This window comes from Arthrobacter sp. MDT2-3, from assembly GCF_059090465.1.
Window position 1 is genome coordinate 140,154 of sequence record NZ_JBNHFS010000006.1, and the last position, 22,282, is coordinate 162,435.

Consider the following 22,282-nt stretch of genomic DNA (forward strand, 5'->3'; position numbering starts at 1 on the left):
ACGGGCCTAGAACTCAACCTGACAGGACGAGGGTTGGAGGCGGCATGGCGGGACAGCGGATCGGGTACGTACGAGTAAGCACACTGGACCAGAACGAGAAACGCCAGCTTGAAGGCCAGGTTCTGGACCGGGTCTTCACGGACAAGGCCTCCGGCAGGGACACTGCCAGGCCAGAACTGACCGAGCTGTTGCGGTTCGCCCGCGACGGCGACACCGTGGTGGTGCACAGTATGGACCGGCTCGCTCGCAACCTTGATGACCTGCGCGCCCTCGTTCAGGGCCTCACCCGCAAGGGGGTGCGCGTGGAGTTCGTCAAGGAGAGCCTGATGTTCACGGGTGAGGACTCCCCCATGGCCAACCTGATGCTCTCGGTCATGGGTGCGTTTGCCGAATTCGAACGTTCCCTCATCAGGGAACGCCAGCGGGAAGGCATCGCTCTTGCCAAGCAGCGCGGCGCGTACAAAGGGCGGAAAAAGACCCTCACACCGGAACGTGCAGACGAGCTGGTCCAGCGGGCCGGCAACGGCGTTTCGAAAGTCGTCCTTGCCCGTGATTACGGGATCAGCAGGGAGACGGTCTACCAGTACCTGCGCCACGCCAAACTGGAGTAAACCGCTCCACCGCCGGCATGGCCGCCAAGCCGTCCATAGAGCTGTGATGGTGAACTATCGGCTCTTCAGAACCGACCAGGGAATGGAGTACACAGACTCAGAACGGCCCAAAGTTTTGGCACAGAACTAGTCGAGGAAATAGGCGTGAACCTTCTCCTCCGAGTCCAAAATTTCGTCTGTAGGCACGCCCATTACTCGTGCCAACTCGACCGACCCCATAAGAGCGATGTGCACGTCAGGCGAGAAGGCTCGTTCCAGCAATTCGAGATAGTCGGACATGCCCTGGTGCAACTTCTCTATGAGCGCCTGGTACTCGCCGGCGAGATGCTCGTCTAGCACGCGCTGCTCGCCGAGGTAACGCTCGATCAGCTCGGCTTCTCGCTTCGAAAGGGACGATGCGACCGCCTTGTACATTACGGTGCCGACCGTGTTGCCGATAACGGCGCCGAGGACTGGAACTGGGATGAGCGCCTGGCCGACAAAAGAAGACAGTGCGCTTACCGCGGCTTCCAGGGCGACGAGCTCGGAGTTCGCGATGAACTCCAGCTGGTCGATCTCGCCACAGCGGAGCTTGTTCGCCTGCTCTGCGATACCGAAGGCGGCGGTGACAATTGAGCTGGCGACGGCTGCTGACGTAGCTGTGAAATTCGTCAGCGCGTAGATGCTCAGGCCACGGACTCCGCCTTTGACGAAGCTGAAGCCGGTCTCGCCTGCGATGTCTAGCCAGTCCTGCTCGCTGAACTCTCTGAGCCGCTTGCCTTCGCGAATCTTGGCGACCACAGCCAGCACGAAAGCTGTCCCACCCTCGATCGCGGCGGCTGCAAGCGTGGCCGTCGCTCCTTCCCGCAGATTCGGCAGACTCTCCTGATAGGCATTGTCACGAAGGGACTGGTCTGTAGAACGGAGGGAGTTTTCCTCCGCCGCCATGGTCGCCTCGTAGGCGCCCCTCTGCACCTCCTGGTACTTGAGCGCCGATGGTTCGAGCGCATCAAAGCCGATCGACCCCTCTTGAAAGAACGCTTCGACCCGTAGCCAGTCCTTGAGGGAGGGGCCGTCGCCGCTACGCGACAGAAGCTTCCCTGCTTCCTCGGGCGTCATAGAGTTCAGCTTCTTGATCACGTCGAAGTGATCAGCGGGGATCTGGTACTTCCCGCCGTTCTGCACGTAGTCGGGATACCTCTGGAGGTGCTCAGTGAGCGCTCCTAGTGAAAAACCTGCCGCAACGAACTTCTGCTGGATCTCCACACCGCTGCGCAGCAGGTCCACGGGGCCGTTGTTGTTCACCCATTGGAGGACTGGCTCATGGCCGAGGATCTGTTGCCGGGCATTGCTGATACCCACCTCCGCGATTTCCGCGATGAAGCCGTGCATCCCGTCCTGTCCGCCGCGATTAGAGGTGACCACCTCAAGGTCAATCTTCCTGATAGCTTCATCGATGCTGGTGAGTGCGTTCAGGAGGTTCTCGTCCTGCTGGCTGAATGAGCTCAGTAGATCGTCAATACGGAGTTGATTGAGGTAGTTCACCCATGAAGCGACCGCCTGCTCTTGGTTGCTCCTGACGAACTTTGGTATGTCATTCATCAATTGCGTACCGCTCGATGCGCTTACTTAGCAGGGCTGCGCACGACTTCGTGTTGTTCACGAGGACTCCCAGCCTCTTTTGCTGGGAATCGGAGAGCGAACGGAAGTCGGCGCCAAAGTACGGCAGTGCTCCCCCGTAGCAGTTCGCCAGCTCTACGCGAAGCCTGGTTGTCTTCTGGAGGAGCTCGTCAATCTGTGCATCATCGGCTTTGACCGACGCGGAGTTTCGCTTAACGGCAGCAAGCGCCTCCTGCTTTGCCGCCAGATTGTCAAACTTTTTCTTGGCGAAAAGCGCGATTGACGCGAGGAGGGTGGCTCCTGCGACGGTCCATCCGATGGGGCCGGACAGCGCCAGTAATGCGCCGCCTGCAGCGGTGCCTCCACCTCCGGCCGCCAAGGCCCCGCCTCCAAGCCAGGCAAGAGCGGCGTTGCTGGCAGCGGCTCCGGAGAGAGCGGAAATAGCGGTACCCGTTGAGGCTGTGCCGAAGGTGGTGGCGACCCACATGGCGGCCGTCGGCGCCACGCTCGCGACTGCGGCTCCCGCGGCAAACCCAGCGCCGGCGCCGGCAGCAGATCGCTGCGCGGCTTCGAGATCCCTTCGGGCGAACTCCTCCGCATCCAGGAACTCCGATTTGTAAACGCCAATCTCACCCAAGGACGTCTCGAACGACTTTGGGGTGTTGGCAATACTGTTCACCAGCAGCTCGACGAACTCGATCAGGTCAGCTGACCGTTCGCGCTGGCGCAGGAGCGAAAGCCCCTTGTCGCTCATCGCGGCGAAGGCAGCGTTGTACTCCGCTATTGCCTCCTCGTAGGCGTCCGGCGCCTTCGTGGCCATTTTATCGACCGTGTCCTTGGCGGCTTCCTTGACGCTTTCAACCTGCTCGATGAGCTGCGTCGACGCACTTCGAAAAGCCTTGCCAATGCCCTCTATGGCCTTGTTCACGTCGACCTGTTCGGCCATCGTTATCCCCCCACTCGATTGCGGTTCGCTTCCGAGAAAAGATTATCGACTGCCGCTGACAAAGTGGGCGTTTGCTCAGTGGCCCCGTTATCGGCGTTGCGACTGAGTCGCAACTGGACGAGAGAATCGTGCAACAAACGATGTTGGACTGGTCAGGCGAAAGACATGCAACACCCGCTCACAGGAGGGCGAGGTGGGCCCCTGCCCTGCCTTTCCTTCCTTCTAAATGTCTTCCGTGTCGCCAGCCACCTGCCGGGCAAGCCTCAAATACGGGGAAGGCGTCGTGGAACGTGGACCGTATCTAGTGTCGCGACGAAGGGCCCGCGACAGAAGCAGAACTCGGCGAGCTCGAGTTACAGCGACGTAAAAGGTCCGTAGTTCACCTGCCTGATCACGGGCGGATTTGGCCCGAAAATCGGGTATCTGGCCTTCATTCATGCCCACTATAGCGACTGCCCGGAATTCTCGACCCTGTGACTTGTGAACGGTCAGCAGCTGCACTCCACTGGTGGCGGAGCCGCGCTGGCGTCGGGAGCAAAAAAGGCGGAAATCCAGCCAAGTTCGAGATCCTCTATCCACCGTGGCCTCATAGTCTCGCCAGGCTTTCTCAATTTCTTCCCTATCGGCGTTCCACGAGGCAAGCTCGGAAGTTCCGGCCTCGTGATTGCGGACGATCGTGCTCAGGCTCTCCATGAATGACGGCATGTCGGTCTCGAAAACCAGGTCTGAAAGGGCTGAGATGAGAGTGTCATCGTGCGAACGCAGGGCATTCGCGATCTGCTCGCGTGACTTCAGCATCTCTGGGTCTACATCTATCAGCCGGCCCAACTGCCACTGGGGCGAAACGTGTTTAGCCGCGGCATTGAATGCAACCAACTCCAGGACAACGTTTCCTACCAGTCCTTCTAACCAGTCCGCTGCGTCGCTGCTCGTGGAATAGGCAACGTTCCTTGCGTCAAGTGCGTCCGCCGTGGCCCTCAGGGCTGAAGCAGACCGTCCAAGAACTGCAATTTCCTCCGCTCTTACTTTTACTGATTCCCCTAGTGCGACCGCGGCGTCCGGAAGACCGTTGCGGAGAAGATTCTCAACCCAGTCGCTGATTTTGGCCGCCTCATCGATCTCATCCATTCCTGCGGCGAACTCAATGCGCCCCGGGGCTGCGTGTGGTTCTGTTGGCGACTGACCCTGTCCGAGCTGTTGGGCGATTAGGCCAGCAAGTCTGCTGATAATGGACGCTGATCTGAAGTTTTCTCGCAGCTCTATGACTTTAGCGCCGTACGAACGTGCAAAGTGTTTCACTAGGTCTGGCTCAGCCCCGGCAAAGCTAATTATTGACTGCTTGTCGTCACCAACGAGCATCATCGAGGGCCCGTCGCTTTGTTCCCCGAAAAGGGCCGTGAGCAAGAAATATTGGGACGGCGTCAGGTTCTGAGCCTCGTCCACGACGATATGGGTGTACGTACGCGCCAACTGCCGCCGAACTGACTTGAGTTCGAGCAATTCGAGCGCTGCGTCGAGAAGGGCAGCGTAGTCAAGTGCTTGAAGACTGTCCAAGGCCCGTCGCCAGTCCTCCACTTCCGGGCTTTCGACTTTGCGGGCTCGCTGCAAATCAATCTCGCTTAGAAATGCAGAAGCGTTTGTGGCGGGCGGAAGGCCTTGGCTGATGCGCCACTGATTCAGCAACTCGGCTCTATCCTCGTTCCGAGTCAGTATTTCTGGTTCGACGGGCAGACCAATCCTGGTGGAATGTTGACGAAGCAAGGCATGGGCGAAACCGTGGATCGTGTCGGTTGTCACACGTTCCGATTCCGCACCGACGCGTGCCTGTAATCGCTCGCCCAGTTCTTCGGCGGCCTTGTTCGTGTATGAGAGAGCGAGAATCCGACCAACTCCGGACTCTGACAGGAGGCGTTGTACGCGCCGAGCTACTACCTCAGTCTTTCCACTTCCGGCACCCGCCAAAACCACTATGGCTCGAGAGTCCGAATCTATAGCCTCCTGCTGAAGAGGGCTGAGGGTTACATCAGGGAGCTGGCCTTCAGATAGCGATGTCAATTTTTTGTATCAATTCTTTTAGGGGGGTCGGCCAACTCTGCCAGTCTGGGTGGCGGTCGATGAGTGCACGAGCTAAGAAAGTTCCCGAACTTCCCTTTAGATTCTTCATCTGTTTCATGGTGTCACCCGAAGACCCGGGGTGGAGGGACTGACAGGCAGCGCGGCACATCTGCTCATCAAACGTCATAAGCATGGACTCAATTGCGCCTGGTACCGGAGTGCCAGCCTCATCAGTCCCATTGATCCATACGATCTCAGGGGACCGCGCGGTATTCATGCTCTTGAGGGAGCCGACCGCCGTTAGTCCGTCATCGTCGCTATCAGCGAAAATAAAACAGGGGGTGTTCGTCATCTGGGAGAACTTAACGATGGCTGAAGCAAGTTCGTTGGAGAGACTCCCGGGATCCACGACTGTGATTCCGTGCGACTTTCCCCCTAGCGCATAGCGCAAAGCAACGGGGAGGAACGCTCGCTCGGTGGCGCCATCCCCAACTACTATGCAACTTGAGAATAAAAGCTCCCCGAAGGGTCGCTCCACGAGTCTACGGAGCTTCTCCATCTCCTGTTTATGAAGGCTCGGCCGAAAAGCACGATGCACGGCGGACACGTCACTTGATGCTGGCCCAAGATCGATGATTCTTGTCGAACCAGAAGCGGACTGGACAAGGCGGATCGATGCCGGATCAACTGAAGTCACCAAGTGCGCCGAATGCGTGCTGACAACTTTCTGACCGCGCATGCCAACCAGTAGCTCAGCCAGTTCCATGGCAGCTTGCGGGTGAAGATGCGCTTCAGGTTCCTCTACTAGAGTGATCGGTGTCGGCGGAACAGCGCTTCCGTCTCGGCCCAATCTTCGTTCGTACAGGACACCCTGTACTTGAAGGGAAGACAGGCTCCGCGATCCTGCGCCGTGAAAACGAATGGGAAGAGGGCCCCCTCCAGTGTCCAAGTCGATAGAAATGAGACGGCCCAACTCTTCAAGACTTGTAGGCAGAGGGTTTAGAGCCGGCGAACCCACACTGCCGACGAGGGAATGAAGTCTCGATAGCTCGTCGTCAACGGACTTGAGCGTCCTACTCTCGGCAAGTATGGAAGTACTCAAGCTCGCAAGTTGCATTTCCAAGGGCCCGCGCTGCCCCTCGGGAACCTCAAGATCCGAAAGTACTTTGCGTATGTTCGACCCTTGTCTTCCTAACTCGTCGCGCAAATCGCGGCCTGTATTGATTAGGTCTACAGCGAACGCTCTACGTTGCCTCATAGACAAAGCTGTCGGCGCGCTCAGTTGTTCCCATTTGTGGCTGACAGCGTTGAATACCAGGAAATATGACTCCGCTCTAGCTCCCCCACCTTCAGACGAGCGGGTTATCTTAGTTCGCCAGGCGATTCGCTCGCGGAGAGGGCTTTCACTAAGCGTCTGAATTCTACTTTCGAACAACTGCGTGAAGCTGTTTTCGAATTCTTCATCGGCGTCAGCCTTGTCCGGAAGACCCGGTGCGACAATAACATCGATCTCGGGGTTATTGTCCAGTCCAACAGAAAAATCATCAACGTCAGCGGCCCTCCCACCCAATGCGACCTGAAGGGCAGAAATTATCCTCGATTTTCCCGCGTTATTTCGTCCGGCTAGCACGGTCACGTGAGGCTCCAGTTCAACCTCGCATGAGAGTAAACCGCGGAAGTTCCTGACTACTAGGCGCTCGATGTAAGGCCCAGCACGGCGTTGTTCGGTGGAGGGCGGAGCTGACGTCTCGTTCATCCTTATAACTTAGCCGCGAACCACCGATGCAAAGACCAGCGACCCGACCGGTCTCCGGTGCCGGCCTCGAGTCGAAACCCACACTCAGTGGCAGCTACTTTGGGGAAAAATTGTGTTTCCACTTGAAAGAGCTGGCTACTCAATCGGTGCGTTCCGGGCGCTCACCAGTAGATCGTTCTCAACGGCTACTGGACGACGTAATCTTCATTATCACCGTTCGGTACTTGCCGTCGTCATTTGACGAGAGAATGCGGCTTGCATTTGCGCAAGCGGATGGTGAGGAGGTCATTCTTTGCAGGTTACTTCGGCGATTTCCTCAACCGCCTGCTGGAGTGCCGTCATTGAGAGTTGGCCACCGTGGGCTTCACTTTCGATGACGGTTAGCTGACTGGTGTCCAAGCTTCGAGAACATGCCACGCGGTGGCTAATGGCCCGTTGATGTGTCGCCAACCGTGAATGAGACGCCGTGGGATGCCGCCGAGTTCATGGATGCGCGGAAGGATCTCGTTGCCGTCGTCAAAGAACCAGCGTTTGCCCAGTAACGGGTAACAAGCAGCGCAAAGGTCATCCGCTGCGGTTTCGTCCTCGAAAGGGGTCCTGGACCCACGGGGAGGATCCAGCGAGGGACGGTTGGTTTCCCGGCGATCACGACAGCGCCGCTTGCTTGGCGTCTTCGCGGTCCTGCCCTGTTGGCCGACGGGAGCAAGCATCGATCACACGCTTGCCTGGTTGGGCCCTCCCCTAGGTTGGCCGAATCATAGTTATCAGCGTTTTGGGATCGCTTCGGGGGCGACCCGGGGTCGCGCGTTTGGTGACCAGGGCGTGCCGTAGGCGCTGCAGAAAATGTCACTGCATGACTGGATGATGGGGTGTATGGAAGAGCAAATTTGTGCCGCCCGAAGACCTCCAAAGCAGCAGTAGCAACACGCCACCCGTCATGTGGCCTGATTCACTTATTTGGTCGAGCGCACCTTCTCGCCTTGCTTACCTCGACCTCAACCACTGGATCAATTTGGCCAAATATCAGACTGGCCATAGCGATGGATCACGCCATAAGGCGCTTTTTGAAGCTTGTCACGCCGCGAGCTCGGAACAACGCGTTCTCTTCGCCCTAACGGACTCCCTCTTCGCGGAGATCTCCAACATCAAAGACCCGCGGCAGCGACGTGACATTGCACGAGTCATTGGGACGCTGACGCACTTCGATTACTTATTAGGTCGCCCCGACCTTATGCGGCACGAAATTCAATTTGCGTTGAACCGCCTCACAGGACAGAATCGAAGCCAATTCGTCCCCATCAGCTTGGTAAGGCGCGGAATCCTCCACGCCTTTGGCCGAGTCGGCGGGCTCAGGATCGAAGATCAGTCCGGCCAGGACATTTCTGAGCAACTTCGCCAAGAGCAGGGAGCGCCTCAATTTGATTCATGGCTGAGGGAACTAGAACTCACCGCAGAAGAAATGCTCCTAGCGGGTCCAGCAGATGAGGACATACCGGCTCTTGTTGCAGCCGGTTATGCACCTGAAGTGGCCAGAGCGACAACGGAACGACGGGCGGAGCAGGAGCGAGAGCAAGTCGGACGGCTGAACACATCGGAAAAGAACTGGCGTCGAGGCCGTCTGCGTGACGTTATCGCAGCGCGGGAGGCTAGCTTTGAATTGATCAACTTGTTCACTGAGGAATTCATTGCACGAGGTATCGACCTCGGACGGGCCACCGGAGGGACATTGCATGGTGTCCGTGCCCTAATGCTCGGAATGCCAAGCACGGCCGTATCCATAGAGCTGAAGACGCGGTATCACCAGGATGGCCAGAAGAAGTGGGCCGTAAACGACATCCACGACATAGATGCGCTTTCCGTCGCGGTACCTTACTGCGACATTGTCTTCACAGACGCAGCAGCCCGAAACGCTCTGGTGGCCGCCCATGTGAACCGCAGGATGAACACCGTGCTTCCGCGCACTTCTCAGGACATGGTTGAGGTCTTGGACTCACTTTGAGCCCTGGCTAAGAGTATGGGCGGCTGTATTCTCAGTGAGCAAGGCGGCACGGCAGCGTTGCCTAAGGCCGTGAGTTCCAGGTCCGGATGTTTTCAAAGGATTGCCGACGCGCCTACAAACGTGCCTGGTGCTCGCTCAGTAGGCTGAGCGCATCATGGCCGGTCAACTCTTGGGGGCACTCGTGTCGCTCGAAGCACTTATTCCCGATTATGAAGAGCGCGCTGCGTTCGTCAGAAAGTTCACCTTGGCTTGCGCAAAAGCAGTGCATGATCTGAGGGAAGAATCTCCCGCACCGTCAGAGAACCAAGTGGCTGACGAACTGGAGCGTCGAATACGAATCGAGATCGGCCCTGACTTCCCAATACCGCGACCCCAGTTGCTGCAGCTTGCCCAGGATGTGCTTGAGGACAGATAGCCACGGGTGAGGTCCGGCCTAACTTCTCCATTCCGACCTTGGCGCCGCCTAGCTTGACGAAATCTCCATTATCGGCATTTTGAAACAGGCACGTTATGGATCATGCGATGAACATACTCCTATCCCGCCCGTCGCAAAGCCAACCCCCGTAAAACGCGCCAATAAGGGCTTATATACGAGAAGTTGCAGCAACGACGGCTGGTCAGCGCGCGAGGAAAGGCCCCAGCTGAACTATGCGGATGAGCTTGCTAATACGACCAGCCCGTCGGCAACGAGCTTGCCGTTGTGGAGAACGGTGCGATTAGATCCGTTCTTCCGCTGGCGGCGGTGGGTGAAAACATGCAGGGAGCCGAAGTCCTGGATCAGTTACTGGTGGCTTCTGCGGAGCTAAGCAGTTGACCCAGTGGGCCGCCTTATTTGCGGCCCACTGGCGTTTCCCCGTATGTGAACTACCACCTGGAACAGGAACATGAAGAAACACACCCCCAAGCCCTCATGCGTAGTCCGGTCCTATGACTCCAGCGACCTTTCCACTGGTGACTTGGTCGAGGCACGGCAGGGCCAGGGCCTTCACCACCGCGGCCCGGTGGATGAGGCTCACCCCACCCTGGCAATGTTGTGGGTGCAGGACACCATCACGGGCACGCGGCGACTGGTCGATTTCGATTCATACGAGATCTTGGTTGAACGTTGATCGTGCCGGCGCTAGCCGCCATTGACCTAGAACCCCGGCACAAGCAACGGCAAAAACGGCGGAACACGGTGGTGCCGTGCTCCGGTGGCATCGTTGCTTTGTCCATCTCGGATGCTGGCGCTGCTGCCAAGTGTCGGTTGGCCTCCAGGAGACTTTCGAGCCCGCTTTCGGCCACGGGCGTATAGCGCAGTAGCTGGTGCCCGCTGGCCTCATCCCACTAGGCATAACTCCATCTTCCAAAGATGGAGAAGTTGTGTAAGGCTCCGGACTGCTGGGCTATCGCGAAAAAGGCTTTGGCAGCCCAGCAGTCAGCAAGGTAAGTGAGTGCCGTTTAGGGGCTGCAGGTCGGACGGGGCTGCCCGAGCTGCAACGGTTAGAATGTAACGGCTTTGGCAGCGTTGAGCGGGACGGGTACGAGTTCCTGCAGCTCCTCGAGGGTGCAGCCGAAGGTTTCGCGGACGGTGACGCCGTCGGGGCCGGTGAGGAAGACCGCTTTGTCGGTGTAGACGCGGGTGACGCAGCCGACGCCGGTGAGCGGGTAGGTGCAGGCTTCCACGATCTTGGAAGCGCCTTCGCGGGTGAGCAGGGTCATCATCACGAAGACGTCCTTCGCGCCGGTGGCCAAGTCCATGGCACCGCCGACGGCGGGAATGGCACCGGGTGCGCCGGTGTGCCAGTTGGCCAGGTCGCCGGTGGCCGAGACCTGGAACGCACCCAGGACACAGATGTCCAGGTGCCCGCCGCGCATGATCGCGAAGGAGTCCGCGTGGTGGAAATACGAGGCGCCCGGGAGTTCGGTGACGGGGATCTTCCCGGCGTTGATCAGGTCGCCGTCGATTTCCTCGCCCTTGGCCTCCGGTCCCATGCCGAGCATCCCGTTCTCCGTGTGGAGCGTGATGTTCTGCTCCTCCGTGAGGTAATTGGAGACCAGGGTGGGCTGGCCGATGCCCAGGTTCACAAAGGATCCGGGGGCGATGTCCCGGGCCACCAGGCGGGCAAGGTCATCGCGGCCCATGGCCGTCTCCGAGGTTTGGAGGGACGTTGCGGTGCTCATCTCAGGCCACCTTCTCTGCATTGCTGCCGGCTACGCGGACAATGCTGTTGACGTAAATTCCGGGGGTGACGACGTTCTCCGGGTCCAGGCTTCCGGTGGGGACCACCTCGGACACCTGGACGATGGTGTGCTTCGCCGCGGCGGCCATGATGGGCCCGAAGTTCCGGGCGGTCTTGCGGTAGACGAGGTTGCCCTTCCCGTCTGCTTTCAGTGCCTTGATCAGTGCGACGTCGGCGTGGATGGGGGTTTCGAACACCTGGCCGCGGCCGTCGATGATCCGGGTTTCCTTGCCCTCGGCCAGCATGGTCCCGTACCCGGTGGGGGTGAAGAATCCGCCGATCCCGGCTCCGGCGGCGCGGATCCGCTCTGCCAGGTTGCCCTGCGGCACGAGTTCCAGCTCGATCTCGCCGGCCTTGTACTTGGCATCGAAGTGCCAGGAGTCGGACTGCCGCGGGAAGGAACAGATCATCTTCCGCACCCGGCCCTCCTTGATCAGCAGCGCCAGGCCCTGGTCACCCTGGCCGGCGTTGTTGTTCACCACCGTCAGGTCCGTGGCGCCGCAGTCCATCAGCGCGTCAATCAGTTCGAACGGCTGCCCGGCGTTGCCGAACCCGCCGATCATCACCGTGGAACCGTCCTTGATCCCGGCCACGGCCTCCTGGACCGTATCGACAAAGTTCAGCATTCCCCTACGCCTTTCGAGCAGTTACGTTTTCCAGGACCACGGCGAGGCCCTGGCCCACGCCGATGCAGATCGCCGCGACGCCCCACCGCTCCCCCGAGGCCTGCAGGGACCGGGCAAGGGTGCCCAGGATCCGGGTTCCGGAGGCACCGAGCGGGTGGCCCATCGCGATGGCCCCGCCGTGCCGGTTCACAATGGCGGGGTCAATTCCCCAGGCGTTAATGCACGCCAGGGACTGCGCGGCAAACGCTTCGTTAAGTTCGACGGCGCCCACCTGGTCCCAGCCGATGCCCGCCTTCGCGAGGGCCTTGTTCGCCGCCTCCACCGGGGCGAACCCGAAGTACTGGGGGTCGTTGCCGTGCGCGCCGCGGCCCGCGATCCGGGCCAGCGGCTCCATCCCCAGCAGCCCGGCGGCGCTTTCGCTGCCGATCCATGCCGCGGAGGCGCCGTCGGACAACGGGGAAGCATTCCCGGCCGTGACCGTGCCGCCCACCTCGGCCCCCTCGGGCTCGTTGCGGAACACCGTCTTCAACGCCGCGAGCTTCTCGGCGGTGGAACCCGGGCGGATGCCCTCGTCCCGGACCAGGTCTGTGCCGGGGACCGGGGACCGGGGTTGTCGTAGAAGCCCTCGTCCCACGCGGAGGCGGACAGGTTATGCGAGGCCGCGGCGAATTCGTCCTGGTCCTGGCGGCTCACCTTGTACTTCTCCCGCAGCCGTTCGGTGGCCTCGCCCAGGGAAATGGTCCACTCCTTGGGCATCGCCTTGTTCACCAGACGCCAGCCCAGCGTGGTGGAGGCCATGGTGATGTCCCCGGCAGGGTAGGGTTTCTCCGTCTTGGGCAGCACCCAGGGGGCCCGGGACATCGACTCGGCACCGCCCACCAGCATCAGCTCGGCGTCGCCGGCGTTGATCTGGCGGGACGCGATAATCGCCGCATCCAGGGACGACCCGCAGAGCCGGTTCACCGTTGTGCCGGGAATGGACACCGGCAGTCCGGCCAGCAGGGTGCCCATCCGGGCGATGTTCCGGTTCTCCTCACCGGCGCCGTTGGCGTTGCCGAACACCACTTCATCAATCCGCTCCGGATCCAGCCCGGGCGCGCGCTTTACGGACTCCCTGATCACGTGCGCGGCGAGGTCGTCCGGCCGGACGGCGGCGAGGCCGGAGCCGAACTTGCCGAAGGGGGTGCGCACGGCGTCGTACACAAAAGCCTGGTTCATGGGGTTGTATCCATTTCTCGAAAGACCTGCTGGGCAGTCTTGAAGGCGGTGTTGGCGGAGGGGACTCCGCAGTAGATGGCGGTCTGTAGCAGGATTTCCTTGATCTCGTCCCTGCTGAGGCCGTTGGTGAGGGCAGCGCGGATGTGCATGGCCAGCTCTTCCCAGTGCCCGTGCGCCACCATGGCGGTGATGGTGACGGCGGAGCGCATCTGTCGGGTCAGGCCCGGGCGGGTCCAGATGCCACCCCAGGCGATCCGCGTAATCATGTCCTGGAAGTCTTCGGTGAAGTCGTCCTTGTTGGCGTTGGCCCGGTCCACGTGCGCGTCGCCCAGGACTTCGCGCCGGACCATCATGCCGCCGTCGTAAATATCCTGGCTGGTGGCGTCCGGCTGGACCACGCCATTTCTTTCAGTTCCGCTCATTTGGCTGCTCCCCGGGATTCGGCCCAGGAGAGAAGGCTGCGCATTAGTTCGGCAACATGGGCCGGTGCTTCGGCAGGAGCGAGGTGAGCCACACCCTCCAGGGTGACGGCCGTGGCGGTGCCTCCACCGGCCGTGATGCCTGCCGCCACTTCCAACGACGGCGGTGCGACGCCGTCCAGTGCTCCGGCGATCACCTGGGTGGGGACTCGGATGCTCCCCAGCTCCTCCCGGACGTCAAAGGCTGCCAGAGCTTCGCAGCAGTAGGCATAGCTGAATCGGTCGGCGTCGCGCAGGGCGTGCAGGAGACGGCTGCTCAATTCGGGCTCCCGGTCCATAAAACCGGGTGCGAACCAGCGCTGCGCGGAACCCTGGATCATCACCGGTGTGCCCTGGCTGCGGACAGTTCCGGCGCGTTCCAGCCACGCCTCGGGTGTGCCGAGCTTCGCAGCGCTGCACTGGACGGAGAGGCTCTTAAGGCGTTCGCCGTGCTTGATGCCCAGCTGCAGGCCGGTGGCACCGCCCAGGGAGACACCGGCGTAGTGGAAAGCTTCACCGGGGGCGATGGAGTCGACCAGGTCCACCACGGCCTCTGCCAGGTCCGAAACGTCGAACGCTTCGGTTGCGGCTGGTGAGACGCCGTGGCCGGGCAGGTCCCACGCCACCACATCGTAGTCGCTGCCCAGCAGGGATGCTGCCCGGTTCCAGAGGAGGGAGGACGTACCCAGGGAAGAACCGACCACAAGGAGGGGGTGGTCGCCAAGGGGCCGCTGGGGCGACAGCAGTGCGGCTTTCATGGCAAGTTTAGCCACGGCGGGCTCCTTCCTTTCTCGACGACATTCCACTTATGAGGACCGTAAACCTAGAGACTCGCATCCTGGCGGGGCCGAGTGTCTTAGCACTCCATCATTCGGCTCCGCCACTAGTCCTCGCAGCTCCCCTGATAACGGGAGAACCAACCTGCTCGGGCTGGGCTTCTCACGCTTGCGCACACCCTTGGCTTCCCTAGCCCAAACCAAGGGCCGTGCCCATTGTGTCATTTTCTTTTACTAATACTTGGCTTTATTGGTATTCTATGAATTAATCTTTGCTGATGCAAAACCGAACGGAGGGGTGAGTGGTGGATATCCGGCAGCTGAACTACTTCATAGCCGTGGCAGAGGAGCGCCACTTTGGTCGCGCGGCAAAGCGGCTGCACATGGCCCAGCCTCCGCTGTCGCAGCAGATCCGCCAGCTCGAGGAGCTTCTGGGCGTCAAACTGCTGAACCGCACCACGCGTCAGGTCGAGCTCACCGCCGCAGGGCAGGTGCTGCTGGACAGGGGCCGGCGGATTATCAACGAGCTGGAGACGCTCAAGGCTGACGTCCTCCAAGTCGGGCAAGGCGCCACTGGCGTCCTGCGTGTAGGATTCGCCGGCTCGGCGACCTACGGGGTCATGCCTCCGATCGTGCGCCGGGCCAAGCAGATCATGCCCAGACTGTCTCTGAGCCTCCACGGAGAGATGCTGACCCCCTCTATGGAGGAGGGGTTGCGGGAGGGTGCCCTTGATGCGGCATTACTCCGCCCACCGGTGGCGTCTCCAGAGATCGAATACCGCATTGTCGCCAGCGAACCGCTGGTGGTTGCTCTGCCGTCGTTCAGTCTCCTGGCAGAGGAGAGGCCAGTAGCAGTGTCCGAGCTGCAGGACCAGGACTTCATTGCCTATCCGCCCGATTCAGTGCTCCACCGCACCACTGCCGAGCTGTGCAGGCAGGCTGGGTTCCAGCCCCGGATCATCCAGGTCGCCGGGGAGACCTCAACGATGTTGTCATTCGTGGCCGCCGGGGGCGGAGTGGCGATCGTTCCCTCCAGTGTGCGGGCACTGCAACTGGAGGGCGTTGTCTACCGCAGCCTTGAGCACGCGCCGGAAGTTGACCTCGCTGTGGCTTGGCGGAGGGAAGACCGCTCCGCGTTACTGCACAACTTCCTCGACGTCGTCATCGCCGTGACCGAACCGGTCATCCCATAGTTCCTCTCACCGTTCCACAATCCCCGACGAAAGGCCCGACCCGCCCATGAAGATCGCAGCCGTCGAGGCGATCCCTTATTCGATCCCCTACACCCACCCCCTCCACTTCGCCTCTGGGGCAGTTCATGCAGCGGAACACGTGCTCGTTCGCGTCCGTACCGTTGATGGGATCGTTGGCACCGCCGATGCCCCGCCCCGGCCTTACACCTATGGCGAGACGCAAAAGTCGATCGTCGCCGTGATTGAAGACCTTTTCGCGCCCCAGCTGATTGGTTTGGACGTGTTCGACCGGGAGAAGGCGCAGGCCGTCATAGCCCGCACCGTTCACAACGAGGCCGCCAAGGGCGCGGTTGACATTGCGCTTTGGGACATCATCGGCCAAGCCCTGGACCAGCCAGTGACGAAGCTGCTGGGCGGGTACACGGACGCTCTGCGGGTATCGCACATGCTCGGGTTTAAGCCTGCCGCCGAACTGCTGGAGCTGGCCCTGCACTTCCGCGAAACCTACGGGATCACCACTTTCAAACTCAAAACGGGCCGGCGCCCCCTGTCTTTGGATGTGGAGGCCGCTAAAGTGCTGCGGGAGGGCCTGGGTGAGGAGGCCGAACTTTACCTGGACGCCAACCGTGGATGGTCGGCCAATGAAGCCGCCGAGGTCCTGCGCCGCACCAGTGATCTGGGCCTGCAATTTCTTGAGGAGCCTGATGATGCCCGCGAAGTGCTGGGCAGGCGGCGATTGGTGGCCAATTCCGCCATCCCGATTGCCGCGGATGAGTCCGCCCCCACCCTCGGGGAAGCCGCCAGGGAGATCCTGACCGGCGGGGCGAACCTGCTGGCTGTTAAGACGGCCCGCTCTGGCTTTACTGAGGCAGCGAAGATTGTCGGGATGGCAGAGGGCATGGGGGTGGACGTCTACATCGGTAACCAGATTGATACCCAGGTCGGTACTGTCGCCTCGGTGGTGTTCGGGGCGGCTTTCGCCCATACCGCGAAGCGGGCCGCGGAGTTGTCCAACTACCTCGACATGGCGGATGACCTCCTAGCCGATCCCCTGACCATCACCGACGGGCGCATCCATGTACGGCAGGTGCCCGGAGCCGGAACGATCATCGACGAGGACAAACTGACACGCTACCGCAGCGATCGCTAGACACCAATATCCCCAATGGAAGGACACAACGGTGAAGTATCTGGTTCACATGGACGTCAACCTGCCCCTCGACATGGCTCCTGAGGAGGCTGCAAAGATTAAGGCGACCGAGAAGGCCTATTCCCAGACATTGCAGCGCTCGGGAAAATGGCCGGAAATCTGGCGCGTCGTGGGCGAGTATGCCAACTACTCCGTTTTTGACGTCGACTCCCATGACGAGCTGCACGAGATCCTGCAGAACCTGCCGTTGTTCCCCTACATGGACATCTCCGTGGTGCCTTTGGCCAAGCATCCTTCCGATGTGAAGTAGCACCCGCCCCTGCTTTACTGGCAAAGGTGTCGAACAGGTTAGTCGGCTGTCTGGTAGCGGGCAGCAAGCTCGCTGCGGGAGCGGATGCCGAGCTTCGAGTAGATGCGGGTCAAGTGGTACTGAACCGTCTTCTCGGCTACGAACAGGGTGCGCGCTGCCTCTTTGTTGGTGGCCCCGGATGCCACGAGCTGGGCAACCGCCTGTTCCTGGGTCGTGAGGCTGACGCGGGTGCGATCTACGGCTACGAGCACCGGATCGGCGGGGTCGGGCAGGGTGCCAACGTCGAGACCAGTTGCCTTAAGTTCCCGGTCGCACCGGTCCACGTACGTGGCAGCACCGAGTGACTCGTAAAGGTCCCGGGCCGCCCTGAGCACCGAGGACGCCAGTCGCCGCTTGCCGGCCCGGCGCATGGACTGGCCGAATGCGAAGCTGATTCGTGCGCGCAGGTACGGGCGATGAAGTCCGCGCAGGTGCCCCAGGGCCGCCTCGAAGTGCTCCCGCGCCGTGTCGGGATCCCCTTGGGCGGCCAGGAGCCGGCCACGTGCCCAGGCCATTCGGGCCAGATCCGAGGGAATGTCCCGTTCCCGGCGAACTTGCTCAAAAGCGGTCAGGAAGGCCTCTGCTTCGTCGAGCCGGTCGGTCATGACGAGTGCGTTGACGTAAGTGTCCTGCCATGGCCAGAACGAGACCCGCTGGTCAGTCCAGGGGTCAAGGTCCGTGAGGGGCCGCATCGCCGCCAGGGCTCCGTCGTAGTCTGCCCGGGCCTCATGGAAGCGGGCGCGGGCCAGGCTGGCCGGAACTTGCATTGCCCGGTAGGTACCCGCCTGCACGGCCGCCTGGGAGACGTAGTGCCGTGCCCGGTCCCAGTCGCCCCGCATGGACCACAGTTCTGCCCCCGTCCAGTACAGGAGGGGCCGGATCAACGGCATCCGGGAGGTTTCGAGCCGCACAGAGGCGCGGGCAACTGTGGCTGCCGCCGAGTCCCAATCCCCCAGCACCAGCTGCGTACGGGCCAGCCAGGCCTCCGCCCAAAGGGAGATGCGCAAGGAACCTCCGCGGTACCCCGTGGGTGCTGCGGCCTCAAAATTGACCAAAGCCGTCTCAGCATTATCGGTGCGAAGGGCTAACCAGCCGGCCCCCATCTGCACACGCTGTTTCTGAGGGTTCTCCGCGGCGTGCTCAAAAGCCCTGCCGTAGGAAGCCTCCGCGGCCGCCAGCCGCCCCTGCGCGAACAACCCCAGGCCGTAGATGGCCTCGGATTCGATATGCGCGGGGGTGCCTGGCTCCGTCAAAGACATGGCCTGCTCCGCCCAGCCGGTGATGACCGGACCATCCCAGGAGGCCAACCCGTGAAGGGTGAACCGCTGAGCAATCCGCGCGGCACCGGCCGGGTCCTGGCGAGCGTTGCTAGTGCGCCATGCAGTTTCCAGCTGGGTCTGCGCGCTGTGGTTCTGCCCGGATACCGTGTTGAGGTAGCCGAGTACCGAAGAGCGCAGAGGCGAAAACGGCATGGCGTCTACGGAAGCCGTCCAGGTGTCCGCCTCTGCAATATTGCCCGACCCGACCAAGGCGTCCACAGCCCGCAGCAAACGCTCCTCACGGACTCGCCGGTCCGCAGCGAGGCGGGAAGCGGAGAATAGGGCCGTGGCGGCGTCGTGCCACGCCCCCGCTACGGCCTGCCGCCGGGCATAATCCTCCAACTCCATGGCGAGCTCCTCATCGGACCCGGGTGTGGCGGACACCCGATGCCCGAGACGATCACCCTCGGCCTGCACGGCGGCGGCCGCTCGCCGATGCAGCTCCATCCGCCGGCTGGGCACGATCTGCTCGTAGACGGTCTCCGCGGCACCGGCTTCGCAGAACTCCGCCACTGAACGCAGCCGGTCCACGGACAACCGGAGGAACCCGGCCCTGTGGGCCTCGTCCAGCGCGTCGATAAGCGGGTCTACACCGCTCACGGACGCGACCTCGGCGGTCCCGGCATTTTTCCCCAGTACTGCCACAGCTTCCGCCACGGCGGTCAGCCCTGGGGAAGCCGCACCGAGGACGCTGTTCACCCTGGCCCGGGCCCGCAAACTGGGGGGCAGGGAGGGAAACCAGGAATGCCATGTCTCCTCGGGCAGCTCGCCGAGCAGATCCACGACAAGCTGGGGCGACCCCTTGGTGTGCTGCACGAGTCCATGGGCCGCGGTTGCGCTCAGGTCGATGCCAAACGAACGCTTGGCCAGATCCAGGACCTGTTCGGGGGACAAGGGCTCCAGCTGAAAGCGGGAGACCTGGTGACCGGTCAGGAAATCCAGCACACCGGCGGGGACGTCCTGAGCCTGCGACAGGTCAGCGGTAAGCACGAACATCACGCGCTTGCCATGGAGTCTGCGTATCACGAAGATGAGGATGCGCAGGCTCTCCTCGTCCAGGTGCTGGACGTCATCGACGGCAACGAGCACGCAGTTGTGCGACTGCAGCCCTTCAAGGTGCGTGCTCAACGTGGAGGCGTAGTTGAGAAGCTGGGAAGGGGTAAGGTCGGCGGCAGGAACTGCGGACGCGGCGGGGCCGCCGTCGTGGCCCTTTGCCGAACGCAGCAGTGGCTCCTTCATGAGCTGCGAATACCCGGCAAGGGCGAACTGTTTCTCCCACGCGTCTCCTGTAGCCGAGAGCACGCGCACGCCGCGGGCAAGGGAGCGGCAATGCTCCAGGAAGTGTTCCAGTACCGCGGTCTTGCCGGATCCATTGGGACCAGTGAGCAGAACACTGCATACCTGCCCTTTGCGCACTGTTTCGAGAGTATGCAGCAGCTCCTCGAAGATCCCGGCCCGCCCAACGAGGGGCAGATGCTCGCCCGTCTCGCTGAGATGGGAGACCGTCGTCATGGCTGCAATTCTACCGGCGCGTGGGGTAGGGCCATGACGACGGACTACCAAGGGGGCCTGTTCAGCCGCGGTCGCCGCCAGCCACGGCGAGTACACTGCCTGTGACATAGGAAGCCTCGTCGGAGGCAAGAAACACGATGGGGGCGGCCTGCTCGTCCAAGGTGCCGTAGCGTTTCATGAACGTGGACTCGACGGTCTGGTCCACAATGACCTGATACCAGGCTTTTTCCTTGGAGGAGTCTGCCTCCGGACCCCGCTTGACCTTCCGGGGCGGGGCTTCCGTGCCTCCTGGGGCGGTAGCCACCACGCGGATGCCGCGGCCTGAAACCTCCATGGCCAGGGATTGGGTCAGGGCGTTGATCCCGCCCTTCGCGGCTGCATAGGGGACGCGGTGCAATCCCCGGGTGGCCACCGAGGAGACATTTACGATGGTGCCCGCGCCCCGCTCGAGCATGGCCGGCAGCACAGCCCGACACGACCAGAGGGTAGGAAAGAGCGAACGGCGGATCTCCTTCTCAATTTTTTCCTCGTCGTACTCCTCGTAGGGCCTGGCCCAGATGGTGCCGCCCACGTTGTTGATCAGCACATCCACGCGGCCGTGAGCGGCCAGAGCCGCGTCAACGGCCTCCTGAGCGCCGGTGAAGGTCTCAAGATCCGCGGTCACAGAGGTGGCGGACCCCGTGGAACCCGAGGTCTTGGCATTTTCGTTGATACTGCGGGCGACGTCGTGCACCAAGGTGGCGCGGTCCACGAGTATGACGGTGCCGCCCTCGGCGGCGATCCGCTCGGCCACCTTCTGCCCGATACCCTGAGCCGAGCCGGTTACAAGCGCGACTTTTTCAGCGAAGCGTCCGGGTGTGATGAATTGTCCTGCATACGGTGGTGTTCCCATCAGCTGCCGGCTACCTTGGCATCGATCGCGGTGGCCATGGTTTGCTTGGCGTCGCGGGCGTGAGCCATGATGACTTCGCGGGCGCGCTCCTTGTCACGGCGTTCGAAGGCGTCCACGATGTCAACGTGATCCTGGGCGACGCGGGCGAAGATTTCTGTGCCCTTCTCGAAGGTTGCCGCCATCTGGGCATGGACATTGAGCCGCCGGTAGGACTCCAGCAGCATGGGGTTGTCGGAGATCACGAAGAGATACTCGTGGAACTCCTCGTTCGTGCGCACGTATTCCTCGGGATTCTGGACCGTCCCGGCCCCGACGGAGTGTGTCGTCGCTTCGGCGAGGCGGCGGAACTGCTGCAGCTGTTCCTCGCTGAGGCGCCCTATCATCAACTCGGTGACTGCCAACTCGAGCCCCATACGCGCATCAAGGTGGGCGAAACTATCCTCCTTGCGGAACTCCAGTCGGCCGGTCTCCAAGGAGGAGATGGCCTCGACGCGGGTGATCTTGTCGCCCTCGGCCGCGACTTTTTCAGCCGGGGCGGGTGCGCCTGTTTCGGCATCGCCGCCAGTGCTCTCCTTCGGCGCGAATCGCTCGAAGTAGAAGTTTGCCGGCTGCACGCCCTCAGCATCCAGCCACTTGGTAACAGCATTGACCATGGGGGGCGGCCCGCACAGGTAAATGTCTACGTCCCCGTCGTTGAGGTGTTCGGGACTGATGATCTGGGTGACGTATCCGGTGTGGGGGGCCGAGGTGCCGGGTTCGGAGGCAATGTAGTCCCAAGTGAAGCGCGGCAGCTTTTCCTCGTAGGCGCGCAACCAGTCGAGGCCGACGATATCTGCCTCACGGGTCACGCCGTAGATCAGGTGCACCGGGGTGGCCGGGGGGTTACTGGCGAGCTTTTCCAGAATCGACAGCAGCGGGGCCAGGCCCGTTCCGCCAGCCAGCAGCAGCAGGGGCCGCTTGGGTTCGCGCAGGAAAAAGGAGCCGTAGGGGCCGGTGAACTCGATCTTGTCACCGACCTCCGCGCGATCTCGCAGGTACTCGGACATTGCACCCTGCGGGGTGATGCGCACCATGAATGAGGCATCCTCGACGACGGGTCCGCTGCTGAACGAGTAGGAGCGCTCCGCGTCGGTGCCGGGGACCTTGATGTTGACGTACTGGCCCGGCAGGAAAGCCATGGCATCCCGGCCTTCCACGCCGAGTGTGAAGGAGATCGTGGACTCGGAGTGCTTGTCAATCTGCTTGAGCGTCGAGGTGAACGCGGCTGCGGAGGTCTTTGCTGACTCGGACGTGGCAGGGATCTGGATGGTCATGTCTGACTCAGGGACCGCCTGGCAGGTGAGGAGGTAGCCCTTTTCGAGCTCATCATCTGTCATCGCGTCGTCGATGAAGTCCCCCGGATCGAATGATCCAGAGTCGCAGAAGGCCTTGCAGGTGCCGCAGGCCCCGTCGCGGCAGTCCGCGGGGATATTGATTCGTGCCTTGTACGCGGCGTCCATGACGGTCTCGTAGTTGCCGACTTTGACGACCTTTGTGACGCCGTCTTCGAAGCTGAGGGCTACCTGGTGGCCCATAATTGTCCCTCCTGGGGTTGGACGCAC

The 22,282-nt window shown here is 61.7% G+C and carries 18 protein-coding genes and 1 pseudogene; 7 read left to right on the forward strand and 12 right to left on the reverse strand.

Features of this window, described 5'->3' with window-relative positions; all coding sequences use genetic code 11:
• The first annotated feature begins 44 nt into the window (after window positions 1-44).
• Window positions 45-611 carry a recombinase family protein gene (locus AC5RUQ_RS17360; RefSeq protein ID WP_493948567.1) on the forward strand — a complete coding sequence of 189 codons (567 nt, stop codon included), beginning with the start codon at window positions 45-47 and terminating at the stop codon, window positions 609-611.
• Between the two features lie 126 nt (window positions 612-737).
• On the opposite strand, the gene AC5RUQ_RS17365 is transcribed toward AC5RUQ_RS17360, so the two are convergent.
• The 4 genes from AC5RUQ_RS17365 to AC5RUQ_RS17380 form a co-directional block, all read right to left on the reverse strand.
• Window positions 738-2,135, reverse strand: a complete 1,398-nt coding sequence (locus tag AC5RUQ_RS17365; protein ID WP_493948568.1) for a hypothetical protein — start codon at window positions 2,133-2,135, stop codon at window positions 738-740.
• Window positions 2,136-2,184: 49 nt separating this feature from the next.
• A complete protein-coding gene (locus AC5RUQ_RS17370) occupies window positions 2,185-3,156 on the reverse strand; it encodes a hypothetical protein (RefSeq protein WP_493948569.1) in 972 nt (323 codons plus the stop codon).
• 222 nt (window positions 3,157-3,378) lie between these two features.
• A complete protein-coding gene (locus AC5RUQ_RS17375) occupies window positions 3,379-5,211 on the reverse strand; it encodes an ATP-dependent helicase (RefSeq protein ID WP_493948570.1) in 1,833 nt (610 codons plus the stop codon).
• Window positions 5,195-6,967: an ATP-dependent nuclease gene (locus tag AC5RUQ_RS17380; protein WP_493948571.1), complete on the reverse strand. Its 1,773-nt coding sequence runs from the start codon at window positions 6,965-6,967 to the stop codon at window positions 5,195-5,197. Before AC5RUQ_RS17380 ends, AC5RUQ_RS17375 begins: the two co-directional genes overlap by 17 nt.
• Window positions 6,968-7,856: 889 nt before the next feature.
• On the opposite strand from AC5RUQ_RS17380, the gene AC5RUQ_RS17385 reads away from it, so the two are divergent.
• The 3 genes from AC5RUQ_RS17385 (at window position 7,857) to AC5RUQ_RS17395 (ending at window position 10,075) form a co-directional block, all read left to right on the forward strand.
• Window positions 7,857-8,966, forward strand: a complete 1,110-nt coding sequence (locus AC5RUQ_RS17385; RefSeq protein ID WP_493948572.1) for a hypothetical protein — start codon at window positions 7,857-7,859, stop codon at window positions 8,964-8,966.
• 181 nt (window positions 8,967-9,147) lie between these two features.
• A complete protein-coding gene (locus AC5RUQ_RS17390; RefSeq protein ID WP_493948573.1) occupies window positions 9,148-9,381 on the forward strand; it encodes a hypothetical protein in 234 nt (77 codons plus the stop codon).
• A gap of 469 nt (window positions 9,382-9,850) precedes the next feature.
• Complete coding sequence (locus tag AC5RUQ_RS17395; RefSeq protein WP_493948574.1) at window positions 9,851-10,075, forward strand: hypothetical protein; 225 nt, start codon at window positions 9,851-9,853, stop codon at window positions 10,073-10,075.
• Window positions 10,076-10,448: 373 nt separating this feature from the next.
• On the opposite strand, the gene AC5RUQ_RS17400 is transcribed toward AC5RUQ_RS17395, so the two are convergent.
• From AC5RUQ_RS17400 to AC5RUQ_RS17420, 5 genes and pseudogenes are all read right to left on the reverse strand, one after another.
• On the reverse strand, window positions 10,449-11,129 hold the full coding sequence (locus tag AC5RUQ_RS17400; protein ID WP_493948575.1) for a 3-oxoacid CoA-transferase subunit B: 681 nt from the start codon (window positions 11,127-11,129) through the stop codon (window positions 10,449-10,451).
• A 1-nt stretch (window position 11,130) separates the two neighbouring features.
• A complete protein-coding gene (locus AC5RUQ_RS17405) occupies window positions 11,131-11,814 on the reverse strand; it encodes a 3-oxoacid CoA-transferase subunit A (protein ID WP_493948576.1) in 684 nt (227 codons plus the stop codon).
• Between the two features lie 4 nt (window positions 11,815-11,818).
• Window positions 11,819-13,032: pseudogene (locus AC5RUQ_RS17410) on the reverse strand (thiolase family protein).
• Window positions 13,029-13,454: a 4-carboxymuconolactone decarboxylase gene (gene pcaC / locus AC5RUQ_RS17415; protein ID WP_493948577.1), complete on the reverse strand. Its 426-nt coding sequence runs from the start codon at window positions 13,452-13,454 to the stop codon at window positions 13,029-13,031. The pseudogene AC5RUQ_RS17410 and the gene pcaC overlap by 4 nt, the downstream one beginning before the upstream one ends.
• Window positions 13,451-14,263, reverse strand: coding sequence for an alpha/beta fold hydrolase (locus AC5RUQ_RS17420; RefSeq protein WP_493948578.1), 813 nt, complete (start codon window positions 14,261-14,263; stop codon window positions 13,451-13,453). Before AC5RUQ_RS17420 ends, pcaC begins: the two co-directional genes overlap by 4 nt.
• A gap of 305 nt (window positions 14,264-14,568) precedes the next feature.
• Between AC5RUQ_RS17420 and AC5RUQ_RS17425 the strand changes: the two genes are divergently transcribed.
• The 3 genes from AC5RUQ_RS17425 to catC are packed head-to-tail and all read left to right on the forward strand — an operon-like array spanning window position 14,569 to window position 16,919.
• On the forward strand, window positions 14,569-15,459 hold the full coding sequence (locus AC5RUQ_RS17425) for a LysR substrate-binding domain-containing protein (protein ID WP_493948579.1): 891 nt from the start codon (window positions 14,569-14,571) through the stop codon (window positions 15,457-15,459).
• A 46-nt stretch (window positions 15,460-15,505) separates the two neighbouring features.
• On the forward strand, window positions 15,506-16,609 hold the full coding sequence (locus tag AC5RUQ_RS17430; protein ID WP_493948580.1) for a mandelate racemase/muconate lactonizing enzyme family protein: 1,104 nt from the start codon (window positions 15,506-15,508) through the stop codon (window positions 16,607-16,609).
• Between the two features lie 31 nt (window positions 16,610-16,640).
• A complete protein-coding gene (gene catC, locus AC5RUQ_RS17435; RefSeq protein ID WP_493948581.1) occupies window positions 16,641-16,919 on the forward strand; it encodes a muconolactone Delta-isomerase in 279 nt (92 codons plus the stop codon).
• A 38-nt stretch (window positions 16,920-16,957) separates the two neighbouring features.
• On the opposite strand, the gene AC5RUQ_RS17440 is transcribed toward catC, so the two are convergent.
• The 3 genes from AC5RUQ_RS17440 to benC form a co-directional block, all read right to left on the reverse strand.
• Window positions 16,958-19,789, reverse strand: a complete 2,832-nt coding sequence (locus AC5RUQ_RS17440; RefSeq protein ID WP_493948582.1) for a helix-turn-helix transcriptional regulator — start codon at window positions 19,787-19,789, stop codon at window positions 16,958-16,960.
• Between the two features lie 61 nt (window positions 19,790-19,850).
• Window positions 19,851-20,681, reverse strand: a complete 831-nt coding sequence (locus AC5RUQ_RS17445) for a 1,6-dihydroxycyclohexa-2,4-diene-1-carboxylate dehydrogenase (RefSeq protein WP_493948583.1) — start codon at window positions 20,679-20,681, stop codon at window positions 19,851-19,853.
• Window positions 20,681-22,255: a benzoate 1,2-dioxygenase electron transfer component BenC gene (gene benC / locus AC5RUQ_RS17450; protein ID WP_493948584.1), complete on the reverse strand. Its 1,575-nt coding sequence runs from the start codon at window positions 22,253-22,255 to the stop codon at window positions 20,681-20,683. Before benC ends, AC5RUQ_RS17445 begins: the two co-directional genes overlap by 1 nt.
• Window positions 22,256-22,282 lie beyond the last annotated feature (27 nt).

Bases quoted from the DNA above. Each gene is read 5' to 3' on its own strand.
- AC5RUQ_RS17370 (WP_493948569.1), bottom strand. From the start codon at position 3,156: ATGGCCGAACAGGTCGACGTGAACAAGGCCATAGAGGGCATTGGCAAG.
- AC5RUQ_RS17360 (WP_493948567.1), top strand. From the start codon at position 45: ATGGCGGGACAGCGGATCGGGTACGTACGAGTAAGCACACTGGACCAG.
- AC5RUQ_RS17380 (WP_493948571.1), bottom strand. From the start codon at position 6,967: ATGAACGAGACGTCAGCTCCGCCCTCCACCGAACAACGCCGTGCTGGG.
- AC5RUQ_RS17400 (WP_493948575.1), bottom strand. From the start codon at position 11,129: ATGAGCACCGCAACGTCCCTCCAAACCTCGGAGACGGCCATGGGCCGC.
- AC5RUQ_RS17445 (WP_493948583.1), bottom strand. From the start codon at position 20,681: ATGGGAACACCACCGTATGCAGGACAATTCATCACACCCGGACGCTTC.
- AC5RUQ_RS17440 (WP_493948582.1), bottom strand. From the start codon at position 19,789: ATGACGACGGTCTCCCATCTCAGCGAGACGGGCGAGCATCTGCCCCTC.
- AC5RUQ_RS17430 (WP_493948580.1), top strand. From the start codon at position 15,506: ATGAAGATCGCAGCCGTCGAGGCGATCCCTTATTCGATCCCCTACACC.
- pcaC (WP_493948577.1), bottom strand. From the start codon at position 13,454: ATGAGCGGAACTGAAAGAAATGGCGTGGTCCAGCCGGACGCCACCAGC.
- benC (WP_493948584.1), bottom strand. From the start codon at position 22,255: ATGGGCCACCAGGTAGCCCTCAGCTTCGAAGACGGCGTCACAAAGGTC.
- AC5RUQ_RS17395 (WP_493948574.1), top strand. From the start codon at position 9,851: ATGAAGAAACACACCCCCAAGCCCTCATGCGTAGTCCGGTCCTATGAC.
- AC5RUQ_RS17405 (WP_493948576.1), bottom strand. From the start codon at position 11,814: ATGCTGAACTTTGTCGATACGGTCCAGGAGGCCGTGGCCGGGATCAAG.